We start from the raw sequence: 15,038 nt of genomic DNA, 5'->3' as shown, positions 1-15,038 counted from the left end.
GCCGCGCGCGATTTTTTCGAACGCCTATCCATCGAGCGTCCGGAAAAAATCATCCGGGCCCCCGACTTTTCTCTGGAAGATCTGTCCGGCAAGCGTCTGAGCCTCAAGGACTTGAGGGGAAAGGTCGTCTTTCTCAATTTCTGGGCGACCTGGTGCGTTCCCTGCCGTCAGGAGATGCCGTTGATGGAGGCGCTTCACCGGGAGTTCAAGGATCAAGGTCTGGAGATCGTGGCGGTCAATTTCAGGGAGGATAAAAAAGCGGTGGAGAAATTTTTCGCCGAACTCGGTCTCACCTTCAAAGTTTTGCTGGATTACGACGGCAATGTGTCCAACGAATACGGCGCCTGGTCGCTTCCTCTAACTTACATCATCAACCGCAAGGGGGAGTTCGTCGGCAAGACCATAGGCGACAGGAAGTGGGACAGCGAGGACGCGCGGGCGTTTTTTCGCGAATTGCTGGAAGAGAAATAACGCGTCCGGAAATCTCTCAGGTGCGCGGCCAGCCGATGGGCCGTTCGGTTGATCTTAAAATTCAGGCTAGATAGAGTGCGTTTACATGGCCATCGCGACGATTGAAGAGGCGATCGACGAGATCCGCCGCGGCCGGATGGTCGTCCTCATGGATGACAAGAACCGGGAGAACGAAGGCGACCTCTGCATGGCGGCGGAGAAGGTCACGCCCGACGCGATCAACTTCATGGCGCGCTACGGGCGCGGCCTCATCTGTTTGACCTTGACCGAAGAGCGGGTGAAGCATCTGGGATTGCCGATGATGGTGTCGGAGAACACCTCGCCGTTCGGCACCGCCTTTACCGTGTCGATCGACGCAACCGAAAAAGTCACCACCGGAATCTCCGCGGCCGACCGCGCGCAAACCATCCTCGTCGCTACCGCCGATAATGCCGTGCCCGAAGACTTGGTGACGCCGGGCCACATGTTTCCCCTCCGGGCCAGGACCGGCGGTGTTTTGGTGCGCGCCGGACAGACCGAGGGCTCGGTAGATCTGGCGCGTCTCGCGGGGCTAAGGCCCGCCGGAGTGATCTGCGAGGTCATGAACGACGACGGCAGCATGGCGCGCCTCCCCGACCTGGAAAAATTCGCCGCCGAGCACGATCTCAAAGTCGTCACGATCGCCGATCTCATCCAGTACCGCCTGCAAAACGACTCTCTGGTTTACAAAGTCGGCTCCGCGCGTCTGCCGACTAAATTCGGCGGCGACTTCCAGGCCGTGGTGTACAATACCCACGTGGACCAGAGCGAGCACCTGGCTCTCATCAAAGGCCAGATCAGCCCCAGCGAAGAGACGTTGGTTCGGGTCCATTCCAAATACATTCCGGGAGACGTGTTCGGGTTCGAATTTCTCAACACGGGCGCCGTGATTCAACACTGCATGCAGGCGATTGCCAGGGAAGGCAAGGGTGTGATTTTGTACTTACAGACGGAGGGAAAAGCCTCGCGTCCCGCGCGGATGATGTATCCAACCGTGGGCGGCAAACAAAAGACCGACATCAATCCGTCGTTCATCTACCACGCGGATTTTCGCGAGTACGGGATCGGCGCGCAGATTCTGCGCGATTTGGGCGTGAGAAAGATGCGGCTCCTCACCAACAACCGTAAAAATCTCGTCGGGCTCTCCGGCTATGGCCTCGAGATCACGAGCCTCATTCCACTAAGCCCCGAGCCGGCCGCTAGTCACGCGACCGTGCGGAGCGGACCGAAAGGTTAGCCGAAAGGTAGGCCCATGCCGATTTACGAATATCATTGCCGGAGTTGCGACAAAGATTTTGAGGAGCTTGTTCGAACGGCAGAGGAGGCGGTCTCCTGTCCTTCGTGCGCGGGCTCCCGCGTTGAGCGGCTGCTATCCGCCTTCTTGCCCGGAGACACGAGAGGCGCGGCCGGAGCCGGCGGGGGCTGCGCTTGCACGCCGCAGACCTGCGGCTGCCGGTAAAATGCAAGGATGAAAGCGGAAGGATGAAGGATGAATTGGGATCGCGGTTTGTTCAATCTAACTTCGGCGCGGTCAAATAACCGCGGATAGTAGAGCGAAGTTCCTGAAGAGCTGCGTCTACGCTGCGAAAAAGCTTCTCTTCGATCAGCTCGTTGTTAACCCAATAATCTAAAGACGGTCCTTCGGTAAAGTTGACGTCGATCAATCTTTCGCCGACCGGCTCTCCGGTGATGAGAAGCCTGACCGAATAACCCGCGTCGATCAGCAGCGCCCTTGCGCCCGCCGGGAGTTGCACCGTCTGCTTGATCTTGTCCAATTTATCGGCCGGGTAGCTTCCCACTCCCAGCGAAACGTAGTTCCAGCCGAGCGGCGCCTGAGAGAGTTCTTTCAACGTTCGGGGATTGATATCGACGACGTTTCGGACCGCCTGCTCCTGCTTGTAGTCCTTCAGCAGCTCATAGGTCCACTTCTCGATGATGCCGCGTCCGAGCGCCTCCGCCTTCTCTCGCTCTTTGACCGGTCCGCGGTCGATCCACCACTTGACCTCTTCCGCCGGCGGGGTTTTTTCATCGGCCATGATCTTTAAGAATTTTGGACTTTAGATTCTTACCTGTTCAATGTTCGACAAAACAACTTCAACAAAGATTCTCCCGCCAAGACGCCAAGACGCCAAGACGCAAAGTAAAATATTTGCTTTTTTCCGAACTTGGCGTGCTTAGCGTCTTTGCGCGAGTCAACTCTTTGCCGATTCCGTAACCCAAATTTCAACTGAAAATTTCAAATATCTTTGCTTAGACTTTCGATTTTGGATTGAGTTCAAAGATGTAATCGATCCCTTCTTTTTATATCTTGAACTCATCCAGTGTACTGGGCACGAAGAGGCTCTTCAAGTCCAGGCGGCTCTTGATGAGACCTTGCTCGTTGGCGTATTGCACGAGAGTTTCCAGCACGTGGCGGTTGGCTTCCAATCCGTAGGGCCAAAGCTCGCCCGCGCCGAAAATCTCCCGCTCTTCCTCCATCTCCGCGATCGACCAGGCGAGCATATACTTGAGAGCGGAAAACTCGTACATCGCTTCCTGACAGATCCGCTTCGATTCGGCGAAGGCTTTGCACAGGCTCTGCGCCACCCAGGGATTTTTCTCGTAGAACTCTTCCCGTAAAGCGACGGTGTGCATGATCGGGAAAATTTTCGTCCGCCGGTAGTAGTCCTTTTCCACCTGGACAAAATTCGGAATCAGCCTTCCCACCTTGGGCGAGCGGCGCACGAACGGCGAAGGCATGTGCGCCGAGATCATCGCGTCGATCTCTCCCCGCTCCAGCATCGAAGATAATGTCTGCTCAGGGCCGATCGGCCGGATGTCGATCGTCTTCGGCAGATCGTGCTTCACCTTGTCCTCGCGTCCGGGATGTTCTTCGCCGCCGGTGAACCATTTCATCTGCTCCGGCTTCACGCCGTACTCGTGCTGCAAGATCCCGCGCGCCCAGATCGCCATCGTGATCTGATATTCCGGCACGCCGACCCGCTTGCCGGCGAGATCTTTCGGCTCTTGGATGCCCGCCCCGGTGTTGATGTAGATGCAGGAGTGGCGGAAGGCGCGCGAGGGAAAAACCGGAATCGCGATCAGCTTGGGAAATCCTTTCTCGCGCGCCATCAAATAGGATCCCATGGACAGCTCGGCGGCATCGAACTCACCATAGCGGAGCATGCGCCAGAAAGTCTCTTCGACGCGAAGCGGCAGGTAGGTCAGCTCGACGCCTTCGACTTGAACCCGGCCGTCTTGAAGCGCCCGGGTCCGGTCGTAATCCCAACAGGCCACGGTGAGCGGTAGCTTCCCCATTTTTTCTCCTTAGACGAAGGGCGGCGTTCAACTCACGGTTTAACGGCGGCAAGAAACTGAGTGGCGCCGATCTCGAATTGTTCTTGGCCGCAGACGAGCACCACGGCCGGCTCGCCGGACGCCAGCGTCGTCCGGCGCAAAACCGTACACGGCTTGTCGCGGAACCGGACCTGTTGTCCGATCGCAAAGCGCTGCAGGCGCAGGTGGTCCGGCAGCGGATCGATCTTTTCCATCGTTGGTTGGTTCATATCATATCGAACGAGAAAGCTAAAATCGCGAGGCGCATTGCGGCTCGCGCCTCTTGCCTTCCGCCTCTTGCCTTCCGCCTCTCGCCTTATTAGAGTTTCGAAGCAATGGCCCCGGCTCAAAAAATGCGCATCGCGGTGATGGGCGCCGGCGCCGTGGGCGGATACTTCGGCGCGCGTCTCGCCGCCGCGGGACAAAACGTTGCCTTCATCGCGCGCGGCAGCCATCTCGACGCGATGCGCAAAGAGGGACTGAAAGTAAAAAGCATTCAGGGCGATCTCCATATCCGAGCGCTTTTTACTTCCGATCCCAGTGAAATCGGCTCGGTGGATCTCGTTCTCTTCTGCGTAAAATCCTTCGACACGGAAGACGCGGCGGTTAAACTGGCGCCTATGATCGGCGAGAAAACCGTGGTTCTGTCTCTGCAAAACGGCATCGATAATCCCGACAAGATCGCCGCGCGCTGGGGCAAAGCGCGTGTTTTAGCCGCGGTCGTTTACCTTGGCGCGGCCGTCGCGGCACCCGGAAAATTAGAGCATAGAGCGGGCGGACGCATCGTCCTGGGAGATTTGGATGGACAAACGAGCGAGACGGCAAAAAGAGTCGAGCAAGTGTTGTCCGGCGCTGAGATTCCCTGCGCGCTCAGCAGCGAAATCCGCAAAGTCATGTGGACCAAGCTCGTCTGGAACGCTCCCTTTTGCGCGATCTCCTGTCTAGCCCGCGCGAACGTCAGGGAGATCCTCGAATCGGATTCTTTGAAGAAGCTGGCCGCGGATTGCATGGAAGAGGTCAGGGAAGCGGCGCGCTCTGCGGGAATAGAGCTGGCCCCGTCGGTTATCGAAGAGACGTTCGCTTTCTCGAAGACTCTGGGAAACTTCAAGCCCTCGATGTTGCAAGACTTGGAGGCGCGGAAGCCGCTGGAGTACGAAGCCTTGAATGGAATCGTCGTTCGTTTGCTCCGCGAAAAAGGAAAAAAAGCTCCGATCAACGAAGCCGCTTACGCCGTCCTCAAGTTTCTGGATCAGAGAATCCGCGCCGGCCTCGCTCACCGATCATGAGTCTTTCAGCGCGATTCTTTTTACTCCTGCTTCTTCTTGCGCTGGGCTTCGCCGAGGCCCGCTCTCAGGAAACGAGCGGCAATCTGGTAGAGAGGGGGCAATACATTTTTTCCGTGGCGGGAGGCTGCGCCTGTCACACGCCACCCAAGGGAACTCCCTATGCAGGAGGCCGTGAGTTCCCGGTGCCGATGGCAAAGGTTTACTCGACCAATCTGACTGCGGACAAAGATACCGGTCTGGGAAATTGGTCGGATCAACAGATTCACGATGCGATGATCAAGGGCATTCGCCGCAACGGCGAGAAGCTTTTGCCCGTCATGCCCTACGGAGCTTACTCGGGCATGGCGGAGGAGGACTTGAGAGCGCTGATCGCGTATCTCAGAACTCTGAAGCCGGTGCGCAAGGAGAACTTCAGGCCGCCGGTCTACGTTCGTATTTTTCGCCCGCTGGTCACGCCTCTATGGCTGAAGCTGTTCGGCCTTTTCTATGATTCTCCTGCAACGGCTCCTAAGAGCGGCGTTGAAAGAGGACGCTATCTGGTGGAGCATGTCTCTGTGTGCGGCGATTGCCATACCCCGCGAAATTTCTTTATGGCGCCCGTCCGCTCCTTCTATCTCGCTGGAACAAAGAAGGGGCCTTTCGGGGAGGCGATTCCCAATATCACTCCGGACAAAGAGACCGGCATCGGCGAATGGAAGCGAGAAGAAATCGCCGAGCTGCTTCTCACCGGAAACAAGCCGGATTTAGACAACGTGCAGGGTCTTATGGCCGAGGTCGTCGCGGCGGGTTACAAGAACATGAAGCGCGAAGACGCGCTCGCCATCGCGGACTACATCAAATCCATCAAGCCGATAAAGAATAAGATTGAGTAATCCACAATCGCCGCTGTTATTTGAAAGAGAAGACCGTGCTATGCTGACCAGCACAATTAGTATATGAAGCAGCCTTCAGAGAAGAGTATCGAACGAATTCGCAAGCTGGTTGCTGCCTATACAGCGAAGACCGGAACAACGACTCATCCCGATAAAGAGATAACCGAAAGCGTTATTCTTGGGCTCGCCAGTCATCTTGACCAATTCAACAAGCCGCTATGTCCCTGCCGTTTCTATCCCGACAAGGAAGAAGAAGTTAAGCATCGCACGTGGATATGCCCTTGTGATGACATGCAGATTTATAAGTACTGCCATTGCCTGCTGTTTGTTCGCCGAGACGGTTTGCCGATCACCGAGCATTTGCCCGGCGATCACGAAGGTCGGCAAATCCGGGGGGAGGTGGCCGATCCAACTCCCGAACAAGGGAGGCCTATGAGACAGATGACTGCAGAGCGGGAAAAAGAAAGAAAGGATCGCCCATCCTAACAATTCAGTCGAGCGTACCGGATCGGATCTTCAACTCCTGCTTCTTTGAATCCCTTCAACCTCAATTGGCAGCTATCGCAGAGGCCGCAGGCTAATCCCTCCGGCGTGGGATCGTAGCAGCTCCACGTGAGCGAGTAGTCGAGTCCCAGCTCCAGGCCTTTTTTGATAATCTCCGCCTTGGTCATTCGGATCAGCGGCGTGTGGATTTTTATTTTCGCTTTGCCCTCGACGCCGGCTTTGGTCGCCAGGTTCGCCATCTTTGCAAACGCGCGGATATATTCTTCCCGGCAGTCGGGATAACCGCTGTAGTCGAGCTGGTTGGCGCCGAAAAAAATATCTTCGGCGCTTATCTTCTCGGCCAGGGCCAGGCCGAAGGAAAGAAAAATCGTGTTGCGCGCCGGGACGTAGGTGACGGGAATGCCGTGGGAGATTTGGCTCGCGCTGCGGCCTTTGGGGACGTCGATCTCGCTGGTGAGCGCCGAGCCGCCGATGGCGCGGAGATTGAATTCGATGATCAGGCGCTCTTTGACGCCGAGAGAGCCGGCGACTTTTTTTGCCGCCTCGATCTCGCGCTCGTGACGCTGGCCGTAGCGAAAGCTGAGCGCATGAATTTCATATCCAGCGCTCTTGGCGATCGCCAGCGCAGTCGATGAATCGACGCCGCCGCTCAAAAGAACCACGGCTTTTTTTCTCGACATGACCCATCGTAAGAACTCGGGGAGAAAAAGACAACAGCCCTCCCACCGTGCGCGGCCCGAAGACGGCAGGGCGCCGGCGCGCGTCTCGACTGCGCCCGTCCCGTTGTATTTGGCGCGCTCTTACAGCAGAATTTTTCACTTGGTAGTGACTCATTTTCAGGCTGCCGCTGATTTCTCGACCGCTTCCAACAAGCCCGCCACTTCCTCAATCGACCAGACGTGATCCGTAACGCTTGCTTCCATTGCCGGGGTAACTCTGAGGCTCTTATGAATCCGGCAAAAGTTATAATGCATGTAGTGAAGGGCAATCGCGCAAGAGTGATTCTCGACCTTTTTGGAGAAGGCGTTAGTCAGGCGCGTAAATCGCCTCATGCTCATTCTCATGGTGAGGTTTTGACGTTCAACGTAGGACGTTGAAATGTGCTTGGGGTCGGGGTCGCCTTTGACTTCCTGCTTCGTAGCTCCGCAGCATTCCCCAGGGCTGTAACGCTTCTCGCTGCCTTCCCCGTAAGGCTCATTGTAAATCTTAACCAGCATCGCGTAATCAATCGGCACTCCGTCAAAGGCGTCTGCTACTGCGACTAGATAAGCCTTATATCCATCCGTGGTGAGTTGAACGCGGTTAGCGAGTCTCGCGGCAAGATCAGTCATGAACGTGCGGGCTGTCTCGGCGCTACGATCTCCGACGAGCCAAGAAGGAACCAGCTTTGTCTGTGCGTCGATAGCAACCCACGTCCAAACAGAACCAAAGCCAATTTTACCGCGCAATTCAGCCGGAAGGTTTTTTTCCTTCGCGTAACAGAAGGACCAGATTTCATCACACTGGAGTTTTTTGCAGGGAAGATTTCTAAAAACCACGTCCTGGTAATCAGCACACGCTTTGCCGATCTCAGGAAGAAGTTTCAGGACTGTATTGAATGCAACATCACACATCCGGGCTGTAGCACGGAGGGAGTTGCCTTCAACAAGAGCCTTGATGATCTGGACTCGCTTCTCTTTAGTTAGTTTGTTCATGTCTCGGAGTATACTTGAGCCGCTCAAGCATGTCAAGTGTAAATTAAAATATTCTCAATTATCCTGTTGAGGAAAAAACCTCGTCGTGATATTTTGTAGAGAATGAGTTCCAACAAAAAGAAGAAATTAACCCAAAAACAAGCAGTAAAACAGTTATCTTCGCTTATGGGGGAATTGCTGGAACAAGTCCCCGCAAAAGAGAGAAGAAAGAGACTGGAGCTAGCCCATAAGAGGCTTATCGCAAGGACTAGGAAAAAAAGAGCATCTAGGTCCGGTGCCTCGCCCTATAAATCTCAAGAGCACGGTTCAAATGAACCTGTCCGACTTGTAGCCCGCAGCCGTTCATAGTTCGCTTAAACTCCCGCACAAACTCTTCTTCTGATTTTAGATTAAAAAGCTCTTCTGCTATCTTTTCTCTAGTCTTTCGCACGCCACCAAATTTATTCTTGTAAACCATTTCTGTTTTCTAACGCACGGTCCAGCGTCCATCTGAATGACGTTGAAAGGTTTCTTTATCGTTCAACAGGAAGGCGATTGTCCCCTTTGGCATTCCTGTCTTTTGCAGAATTTCGGCCCGTAAAAGCGGGCCGTTGTGTTTCAAAAATTCTGTGAGCATTTCCTTTCGAGTTTTCTTAGTACTCGTAATAATTAATGGAATATGGGAAGGAGTGCTTAACATTCCCGCTGGCTCAGATCCAAATTCGCTAAGTAGCATTTCTTTGATTCGCTGAAGTGTCTGAATCCTCTGGTCTATAATTTCGACGGCTCGCGTAATATCTCCGCTAGTCGTAGCCATAAAAACCTCCTTGTAAAAAAAACTACATTATGTTACAAAGCAAAAAGTGGGTTGGGCCTGGTGGGGGTCGGACCCACATTCTCCCGTTCGCAAATCGGGTGCATTGTCCATTATGCTACAGGCCCACTATTCAGGCCCAATCGAGCTGCAACCTCGGTTGGGCCTTTCCTTTTCTCTTACCAGAACGGCGGCTTAACTTCAACATCCATAATGGCTTTGCTCATCGCCGAGCGATGGAATATTAATTACCGCATTGGAAACGAGATTGCAAGCATTTTTCTCCCTCTTACAGAGGGAACTTTATGGAGTTATACGAACACTGAAGTTTTAGAAAAAAGGGGGAAAAGAGCTTAAGATTAGTAATAAAATTATTTCTTACCCCAACGGGCTGTTGCAGCTATCTTAGCGATTTCCTTGCGTTTTTTAGATGATAACTTATTGGCTCTTGCTGGTCCACCCTTCAATCCACCTTTGCGTCCAATCTGTGCGAGATATTCTGAGATTGGGGAACGTTTTGAGGTTCCTTCTGATTCAGTGGAAAGCCTGACGATCTCAGCCGCTAATTGGTTGGGGTCTTTGGGTCTCTTGCGTGAGCCGGTCATGCATCCAGAATAACAGAATCACGGCGTATGTCTAGCCTGAAATTCAAAATGCGTCACTACCTTTCACTTTTATCGATAGAGCAAATGAACTGACCTGTGCTATAATATCGCCGAAGCCGGAGGACGACTATGCTGTATATCTTAAGACCGTTTCCATTGAAATGGGACAGCGAAAGTCTGCTGCGGCTGCAGGCATTCGCAACCCAACTGACGCAGGTCGAGCCCTATTTCGAAGGACACCTCCAGCGGGCCTGCTTCTACGCGCTCAACATCGGCAAATATATCGGCCTATCCGAAAGCGAGCTCAGAAAGCTCTACCTGGGGACATTTTTTCACGACGCCGGAAAGATTTCGATTCCTAAGGAGATTTTACAGAAGCCCGGCCCGCTGACGGACCAGGAATTCAACGTCATGAAGACCCACCCGACTTTGGGCGTGGACGTTTGTCTCAAGCTCGGCCCGCTCGAGGACATCGTGCCTCTGGTCGCCGCGCATCACGAGAAGTTGGACGGGACGGGTTATCCCAACGGCCTCAAAGAAAAAGATATACCGTATCTTGCCAGGATCATCGCGATCATCGAGATTTACGACGCGCTCAGAAGCGAGCGCTGTTACAAGCAGCCTTTTTCCCTGGCAAAGAGCGTTGAGATCCTGCGCCAGGAAGCAGCGGCGGGCCACCTGGATCGCGACCTGGTCGACGCGTTCGTGAAGTTCGGCGAGAGCCAGTACGTCGCCCCGGAAATCATGGCGGTCGATTTCTTCCGTGACACGGGCCGGCCGGGGACGGGGGAAGCGCCGGCTCCAGCCAAGGCCGGAGAGCCGTCGGAGGAAAAGACGGAAAGCGCGGCGAAAATCGCGGATGATCAGTTGACGATTCTGGTGGCGGAGGACAACGCCGATCAGATGGAAATTATTCAGATGATTCTCGGGAAAAGCCGGTATCGGCTTCTCTGTGCGACCGACGGCGAGGAGGCGTTGGACCTGCTGGCGAAGGAAACGGTGGATCTGGCGCTGCTCGACATCATGATGCCGAAACTCAGCGGCATGGAAGTATGCCGCAGGATCCGCGAAGACCCTCGACTAAAAAATATCTACGTCATCTTTCTCACCGCCCTGATAACGGGAGAAGACCGCGTCAAGGGACTCGAGCTGGGCGCGAACGACTACATCACCAAGCCGTTTTATCTGCCCGAGTTGATGGCGCGGATCAGCGTCGGCGAGAGGCTGACGCTCCAGCGCCGGCAGATGGAACAACAGGCCGCGCACGATCCTTTGACCGGGCTCTATAATCGAAGAACGTTCGAGGAGCGGTTCACTCACGAGTTTGCCCGGACGCAGAGATACGGGCGCCCGCTGTCCATCTTGATGATCGATATCGATGATTTTAAGAAAATCAACGACCAGTACGGACACGACCAAGGCGACGTCGTGATCAAATCGGTGGCGCGGGTGCTCGGTGAAAGAATGCGCAAGAGCGACATCTCCGCGCGCTACGGCGGGGAGGAGTTTATCGTGTTGCTGCCGGAGGTCCCGCTCGACGGCGCGCTGCAGGCGGGAGAGAAAGTTCGCCAGGAGATCGGCGCGTTGAAATTCGAGCCGCCGACCGCCAAACCGTTCGCGGCGACGGTGAGCGTTGGGGCGGCCTCGACTTCCCAGCGTTCGTACGAAGAGGGCCACGCAGTCATCAAAGACGCCGATCTGGCGCTCTACAAGGCCAAGAGAAGCGGAAAAAACCGGGTGGAATCGGGCGCTGCCCAGTAGGCTCGCCCTTCCTGCCAAAGCCTCTCAACGAAGCGCTGCCTGAAAACCGCTGTGTTTGGCTAATTCTTCCGGCGTCAAAAGTCCCTGGAAGCGGCGGCCGTTGATGATCCAGGTGGGGTAGCCTTGGATGTTCATATTTTTACAGATAGCCGCCGGAGGAGTGCGAGGTCCTCGCGGGCTGCATTCGACGTAGGGCAATCGGTCGGCGGCAGCGCCGAACATCTTTTTTTGCTCCTGGCAATGCGGGCACCAGGAGGCGCCGTAAAATTTCGCGTCTGTCTTGGCCAGGTGATCGGCGAGAGCGCGGAGCCCGGGGTCGCCGGATTGCGCCGTGGTGCCCCAGATTCCGGCGTAGTGAAGATGGACCAAAACCACAACGAGAAGCCCGACGGCAACCGTCTTGAGAAGCCAGGGAGTCCAGGAAAATTTGGCAAGGCCCGCCGGTTTTTGGTAGACCGTTATTCCCAGGATGGCGCTCATCAAGACCAACGAGGAGAGACAATAAGGACAGGCCGACTTTAGCTCGATCAGCGAAACGCCCGTCAAATAGACGCTGTAAAAAACGCCGAACAGTGAAACCATCCAAGCGAGCTTCCAATGGAGGTCGGCGCGTTTAACGAACGCGATTCCCGCAAGGGAGGCGTAGGCAAAAAATCCCCAGAGAGAAGTCGGCAGGCCGAAAAGCTTCGACCATTGACTGCCCAGGGCCACGTCGCAGGCGCTCCCGGCCGCGCAAAACGCGACGGCCTGACCCTGCCAGGCGGAGAAGGTCAGATAACCCGTAAGTCCCATCCCGAGCAACGACAGGCCCAAGAGTAGCCAGTTGGGTGAGGTTCTCGGCGGGATCGGCCGGGCGGCCTCTCTGGCCCCGTACGTTGTCTTTTTTGAAGCTTTGCTCAATTCATATCTCCTCGTGTTTGTATTTCAGAATTCTCTTTCAGACCGGCCCCAGCTACAGACGCGCGACAGATCGACCCTTCGACTTCGCTCAGGACAGGCTAGGCGCAGGGGTACTCTTTTCAGTACGTCGAGCGAGGACGATCGGAGCGCAACCGTCTAACGCCAGGCTGGGTGTATCTCGAAGATCCGATGCGTGGGGCGAGAAGAAGCAAGCGTACTTCCCCCGTCGAGCGTAAAACCGCCGTATCGCATCGGATCGGAGAGATGCATCCAGCTTGGCTATGGCAGATGGCCTTTTTCAGCGGTCTCGGTTATTTCACCACAAATTGGACCTGATCTCTAGCGTTCAACTCCGTCTGGTGATCGTCGGCCACGACCCGAACTTCCAGAGTATGACGTCCCGGAGGAATACCCGTCAAGGTTCCGCGCTGGCTTTCGAACATGCCCACAAGCTCTCCGTCCACGTAGGCGTGGACATGATGGCCGTGCTTTCCTCTGACAAGCTTGAAAGAGATCGGCACTTGGTCGCCTGCAAAAGTCTCTCCCTCTTTCGGAGACAGGATCTTCACCTCGGCGCCGTCGGCGGGTTCAACGTTTTTTGCAGCCGAAGCGGATGCCTGATGCCGCGAGTGAGCGCCCGGCGGAAGAACCGTAAGCAATCCCGTTAGGGAAAGAATAAAAAAACCCAAGGCACTTTCGGAGCCTATTCTCCGCAACGCCTTTCTTCGCAGCAGCGGGTCTTCCTTCGCTGCGTTGGCCAGGGCCGGTCGGGTTAGGAAAAAATTAACCGCGCCAAGACCCGCCATCAATACGAAGAGCGAAAGTTTTAACAGCAGGACCTTGCCGTAAGGGCTGCCGAAGAGAGCGTTCCAACTCTGGACGTGAATCCAGCTTTGATATGCGCCGGTCAGGACGAGGATGGCCACGCTAATGAGGGCCAGCCGAGAAAAACGACTCACGGCTTGAGCCGCCCAGCTAAGAGGCAGGTGGAACTGTTTTGTTCCTCGCCACAATGCCCACAGCAGAACCGGCAACCCTCCTGCCCACAGCGCGGTCACGATGAGATGAGCCGCGTCGGCAGAGACCGCGAGGAGAGTATCTTCTTTTACGGCGGCCGCATGGCTCATGAGGCTCCGGCTCGCGACCAGCGGCAGCGAGATGAAAAACGTCCAGAGAGCGGCACGCTGCGTACTTGTTTTGTGAAGCCAAAACAGCAGGAACATGAGAAAGACGCCGTAAATCTCGCGCAGCAGCCAGATCTTGCCGCTCTGGGTGCGGAAAAGATAACGGGCGAGAATGTCGAGCGTCGGCGGATTCCCGCCGCCTAGCTTCGCGCCTTGAACCGCAAGCGATAAAACGGCGAGGAGAAGAAAGGCGGACAGCAAAAAAACTGCGACCGTGAGCAGTGTCCGTCGCAGTGGATCATCGCCCGCCGGCAACACGAAGCTTCTAGCCGCGAGCGCGCCGACGAAAAGCGCCAGAATGACATAGGCGGTTCCGGAAACAACCGCTTCCAGCGCGACCATTTACTGTCCTCCGGCAGCTATCGTGAACCGGAGGACGCTATCCGTCACGTGCGTGTCCACGAGAGAACCTGCCACTCGATCGTGTAGCTTCCGGGCTCGAGCGGGCTGAGATCTATGGCACGGGTGTCTTCCGACGGCTTCCGAAGATTCCCTTGGCCGATTTGTTCGCCGCTCGAATTCTTTCCCAAAACTATTCCGATTCGCGTAGATTTCATCTTATCTCCCAGGTAAAGATCCGTTTTTGTATGTGGTCTCAGGGCGCCTTTTCGCCGACGATAAAAGAATAATCACCTTCAGTCACATGCGTATCCTTCGCCAGCACTTTCCAGTAAACCCGGTAAGCTCCGGGTGGTAGCGGCGGTAGATCGACTTGCAGCAGTGTTCCATCCGAGGGATCGACTCTTGCGTTGGTTCGGTCCACTCGCCGATTAGCCGAGTTGTAAACCGAGAGCGAGCTGAATTCGGGCTCGATCTCTGAATCGAACCAGATTCGCACGGTCGCCGGAGATGCTGGAATTGTCCAGCCCACCCTGGGCTCGGAACGCACGGGAAAGGCGTGGCCGCGGACCTCCGAGGGAACCACGGCGGCGACAAGAATCAGAATGACCAGAGTGACCCGATGTCGTTTCATTTTCGCGACGGTCCAATGACTCCCCACGGCGTCCAGGTGAAAATATTCGGCGCGATGTCGTCGAGGAAAAAATGGATCAGTCCCTTGACGCCGACGTCTTTGCCGGAGCGGTTGTTCATCGGCACCTCGGCCTGCACGCCGAGCTGAATGTACTTTCCCGCCCAGAGAAGTCCGGGGTTGACGAAAGCCGTCGTCCTGCCGCGCTCGGGATTGTTGGCATGCGTTTCGAAGTTGAGCTCCACGACCGGGAACAGGCGATCGAAAGGCGCTCCCAGGCCCACGTCCTTTACAAACGATTGGAGATAAAGGACGCTGTACATGAGGGCGAATCCGTAGGCAACGGTGGTGGGGATCCTCTCCTCTTCGCCCGCCAATCTTCTATTCGCGGGGATGTTCACCCCCACGGAGCCGGTGACGGCGAGCGGCTTTAAGTAATCGAGAGCGTCCGGGAGATCGCCAAGGCCTTTGCCGAAGAAAAGCGCCGGCGTGATGGTCGTGGTTCTTTCGGCGACTTTTTTAGAGCCGACGCCGCCGGCTTCGACGCCCAAGCCGAGAGTCAGAATGCCTTCGCGCTCCGCGCTTTTGAGCAAAGCGTATTTGACGGAGAACTCGGGATTGCCCGCGCCGGATATTCTGCGCTCGCCGGGCTCGCTCGGATCGAT

18 protein-coding genes and 1 tRNA gene are annotated in these 15,038 nt (G+C 55.6%); 7 read left to right on the top strand and 12 right to left on the bottom strand.

The window, feature by feature from the left end; all coding sequences use genetic code 11:
• From VGL70_20015 to VGL70_20005, 3 genes are all read left to right on the top strand, one after another.
• The coding region (locus VGL70_20015) for a redoxin domain-containing protein (protein HEY3305818.1) at window positions 1–471 on the top strand (471 nt) is incomplete at its 5' end.
• Between the two features lie 85 nt (window positions 472–556).
• Entirely contained in the window at window positions 557–1,726 is a 1,170-nt protein-coding gene (gene ribB, locus VGL70_20010) for a 3,4-dihydroxy-2-butanone-4-phosphate synthase (GenBank protein ID HEY3305817.1), read from the top strand.
• 15 nt (window positions 1,727–1,741) lie between these two features.
• Window positions 1,742–1,948: a zinc ribbon domain-containing protein gene (locus VGL70_20005; protein HEY3305816.1), complete on the top strand. Its 207-nt coding sequence runs from the start codon at window positions 1,742–1,744 to the stop codon at window positions 1,946–1,948.
• Window positions 1,949–2,000: 52 nt separating this feature from the next.
• Here the strand turns inward: VGL70_20005 and VGL70_20000 are convergent, their stop codons facing one another.
• The 3 genes from VGL70_20000 to VGL70_19990 all read right to left on the bottom strand — a co-directional run bounded on the left by VGL70_20000 (window position 2,001) and on the right by VGL70_19990 (window position 4,034).
• Window positions 2,001–2,525 carry a hypothetical protein gene (locus VGL70_20000; protein ID HEY3305815.1) on the bottom strand — a complete coding sequence of 175 codons (525 nt, stop codon included), beginning with the start codon at window positions 2,523–2,525 and terminating at the stop codon, window positions 2,001–2,003.
• Between the two features lie 265 nt (window positions 2,526–2,790).
• Window positions 2,791–3,786 carry a PhnD/SsuA/transferrin family substrate-binding protein gene (locus tag VGL70_19995; protein ID HEY3305814.1) on the bottom strand — a complete coding sequence of 332 codons (996 nt, stop codon included), beginning with the start codon at window positions 3,784–3,786 and terminating at the stop codon, window positions 2,791–2,793.
• A gap of 32 nt (window positions 3,787–3,818) precedes the next feature.
• Window positions 3,819–4,034 (bottom strand): hypothetical protein, encoded by a 216-nt coding sequence (locus tag VGL70_19990; GenBank protein HEY3305813.1) that lies wholly within the window; start codon window positions 4,032–4,034, stop codon window positions 3,819–3,821.
• Window positions 4,035–4,139: 105 nt separating this feature from the next.
• On the opposite strand from VGL70_19990, the gene VGL70_19985 reads away from it, so the two are divergent.
• The 3 genes from VGL70_19985 to VGL70_19975 all read left to right on the top strand — a co-directional run bounded on the left by VGL70_19985 (window position 4,140) and on the right by VGL70_19975 (window position 6,448).
• Window positions 4,140–5,090, top strand: coding sequence for a 2-dehydropantoate 2-reductase (locus tag VGL70_19985; GenBank protein HEY3305812.1), 951 nt, complete (start codon window positions 4,140–4,142; stop codon window positions 5,088–5,090).
• Complete coding sequence (locus tag VGL70_19980) at window positions 5,087–5,962, top strand: cytochrome c (GenBank protein HEY3305811.1); 876 nt, start codon at window positions 5,087–5,089, stop codon at window positions 5,960–5,962. The genes VGL70_19985 and VGL70_19980 overlap by 4 nt, the downstream gene beginning before the upstream one ends.
• A gap of 63 nt (window positions 5,963–6,025) precedes the next feature.
• Window positions 6,026–6,448, top strand: coding sequence for a ferredoxin-thioredoxin reductase catalytic domain-containing protein (locus VGL70_19975; GenBank protein ID HEY3305810.1), 423 nt, complete (start codon window positions 6,026–6,028; stop codon window positions 6,446–6,448).
• Here the strand turns inward: VGL70_19975 and queC are convergent.
• The 4 genes from queC to VGL70_19955 all read right to left on the bottom strand — a co-directional run bounded on the left by queC (window position 6,445) and on the right by VGL70_19955 (window position 9,081).
• Window positions 6,445–7,215 (bottom strand): 7-cyano-7-deazaguanine synthase QueC, encoded by a 771-nt coding sequence (queC, locus tag VGL70_19970; GenBank protein ID HEY3305809.1) that lies wholly within the window; start codon window positions 7,213–7,215, stop codon window positions 6,445–6,447. The two genes, VGL70_19975 and queC, sit on opposite strands and share 4 nt — an antisense overlap.
• A gap of 87 nt (window positions 7,216–7,302) precedes the next feature.
• A complete protein-coding gene (locus VGL70_19965) occupies window positions 7,303–8,160 on the bottom strand; it encodes an IS1 family transposase (GenBank protein ID HEY3305808.1) in 858 nt (285 codons plus the stop codon).
• Between the two features lie 466 nt (window positions 8,161–8,626).
• Window positions 8,627–8,956 (bottom strand): hypothetical protein, encoded by a 330-nt coding sequence (locus tag VGL70_19960; protein HEY3305807.1) that lies wholly within the window; start codon window positions 8,954–8,956, stop codon window positions 8,627–8,629.
• Between the two features lie 52 nt (window positions 8,957–9,008).
• Window positions 9,009–9,081 (bottom strand) — tRNA-Ala (locus tag VGL70_19955).
• Window positions 9,082–9,687: 606 nt separating this feature from the next.
• Between VGL70_19955 and VGL70_19950 the strand changes: the two genes are divergently transcribed.
• Complete coding sequence (locus VGL70_19950; GenBank protein HEY3305806.1) at window positions 9,688–11,319, top strand: diguanylate cyclase; 1,632 nt, start codon at window positions 9,688–9,690, stop codon at window positions 11,317–11,319.
• A 24-nt stretch (window positions 11,320–11,343) separates the two neighbouring features.
• Here VGL70_19950 and VGL70_19945 read toward each other — a convergent pair whose 3' ends face one another.
• The 5 genes from VGL70_19945 to VGL70_19925 form a co-directional block, all read right to left on the bottom strand.
• On the bottom strand, window positions 11,344–12,219 hold the full coding sequence (locus VGL70_19945; protein ID HEY3305805.1) for a vitamin K epoxide reductase family protein: 876 nt from the start codon (window positions 12,217–12,219) through the stop codon (window positions 11,344–11,346).
• 311 nt (window positions 12,220–12,530) lie between these two features.
• The gene (locus tag VGL70_19940; GenBank protein HEY3305804.1) at window positions 12,531–13,745 is read right to left on the bottom strand and encodes a CopD family protein; all 1,215 of its coding nucleotides are present in this window, start codon (window positions 13,743–13,745) and stop codon (window positions 12,531–12,533) included.
• 44 nt (window positions 13,746–13,789) lie between these two features.
• Window positions 13,790–13,960 carry a hypothetical protein gene (locus tag VGL70_19935; protein ID HEY3305803.1) on the bottom strand — a complete coding sequence of 57 codons (171 nt, stop codon included), beginning with the start codon at window positions 13,958–13,960 and terminating at the stop codon, window positions 13,790–13,792.
• Window positions 13,961–13,998: 38 nt separating this feature from the next.
• Window positions 13,999–14,376, bottom strand: coding sequence for a copper resistance protein CopC (locus VGL70_19930; GenBank protein ID HEY3305802.1), 378 nt, complete (start codon window positions 14,374–14,376; stop codon window positions 13,999–14,001).
• Window positions 14,373–15,038, bottom strand: a 666-nt coding sequence (locus VGL70_19925; GenBank protein ID HEY3305801.1) for a hypothetical protein, incomplete at its 5' end; no start/stop codon positions are given. The genes VGL70_19930 and VGL70_19925, both read right to left, overlap by 4 nt.

This window comes from Candidatus Binatia bacterium (genome assembly GCA_036504975.1).
Classification (GTDB): Bacteria; Desulfobacterota; Binatia; order UBA9968; family UBA9968; genus JAJPJQ01.
This window is presented reverse-complemented; position numbering and strand designations above follow the sequence as displayed.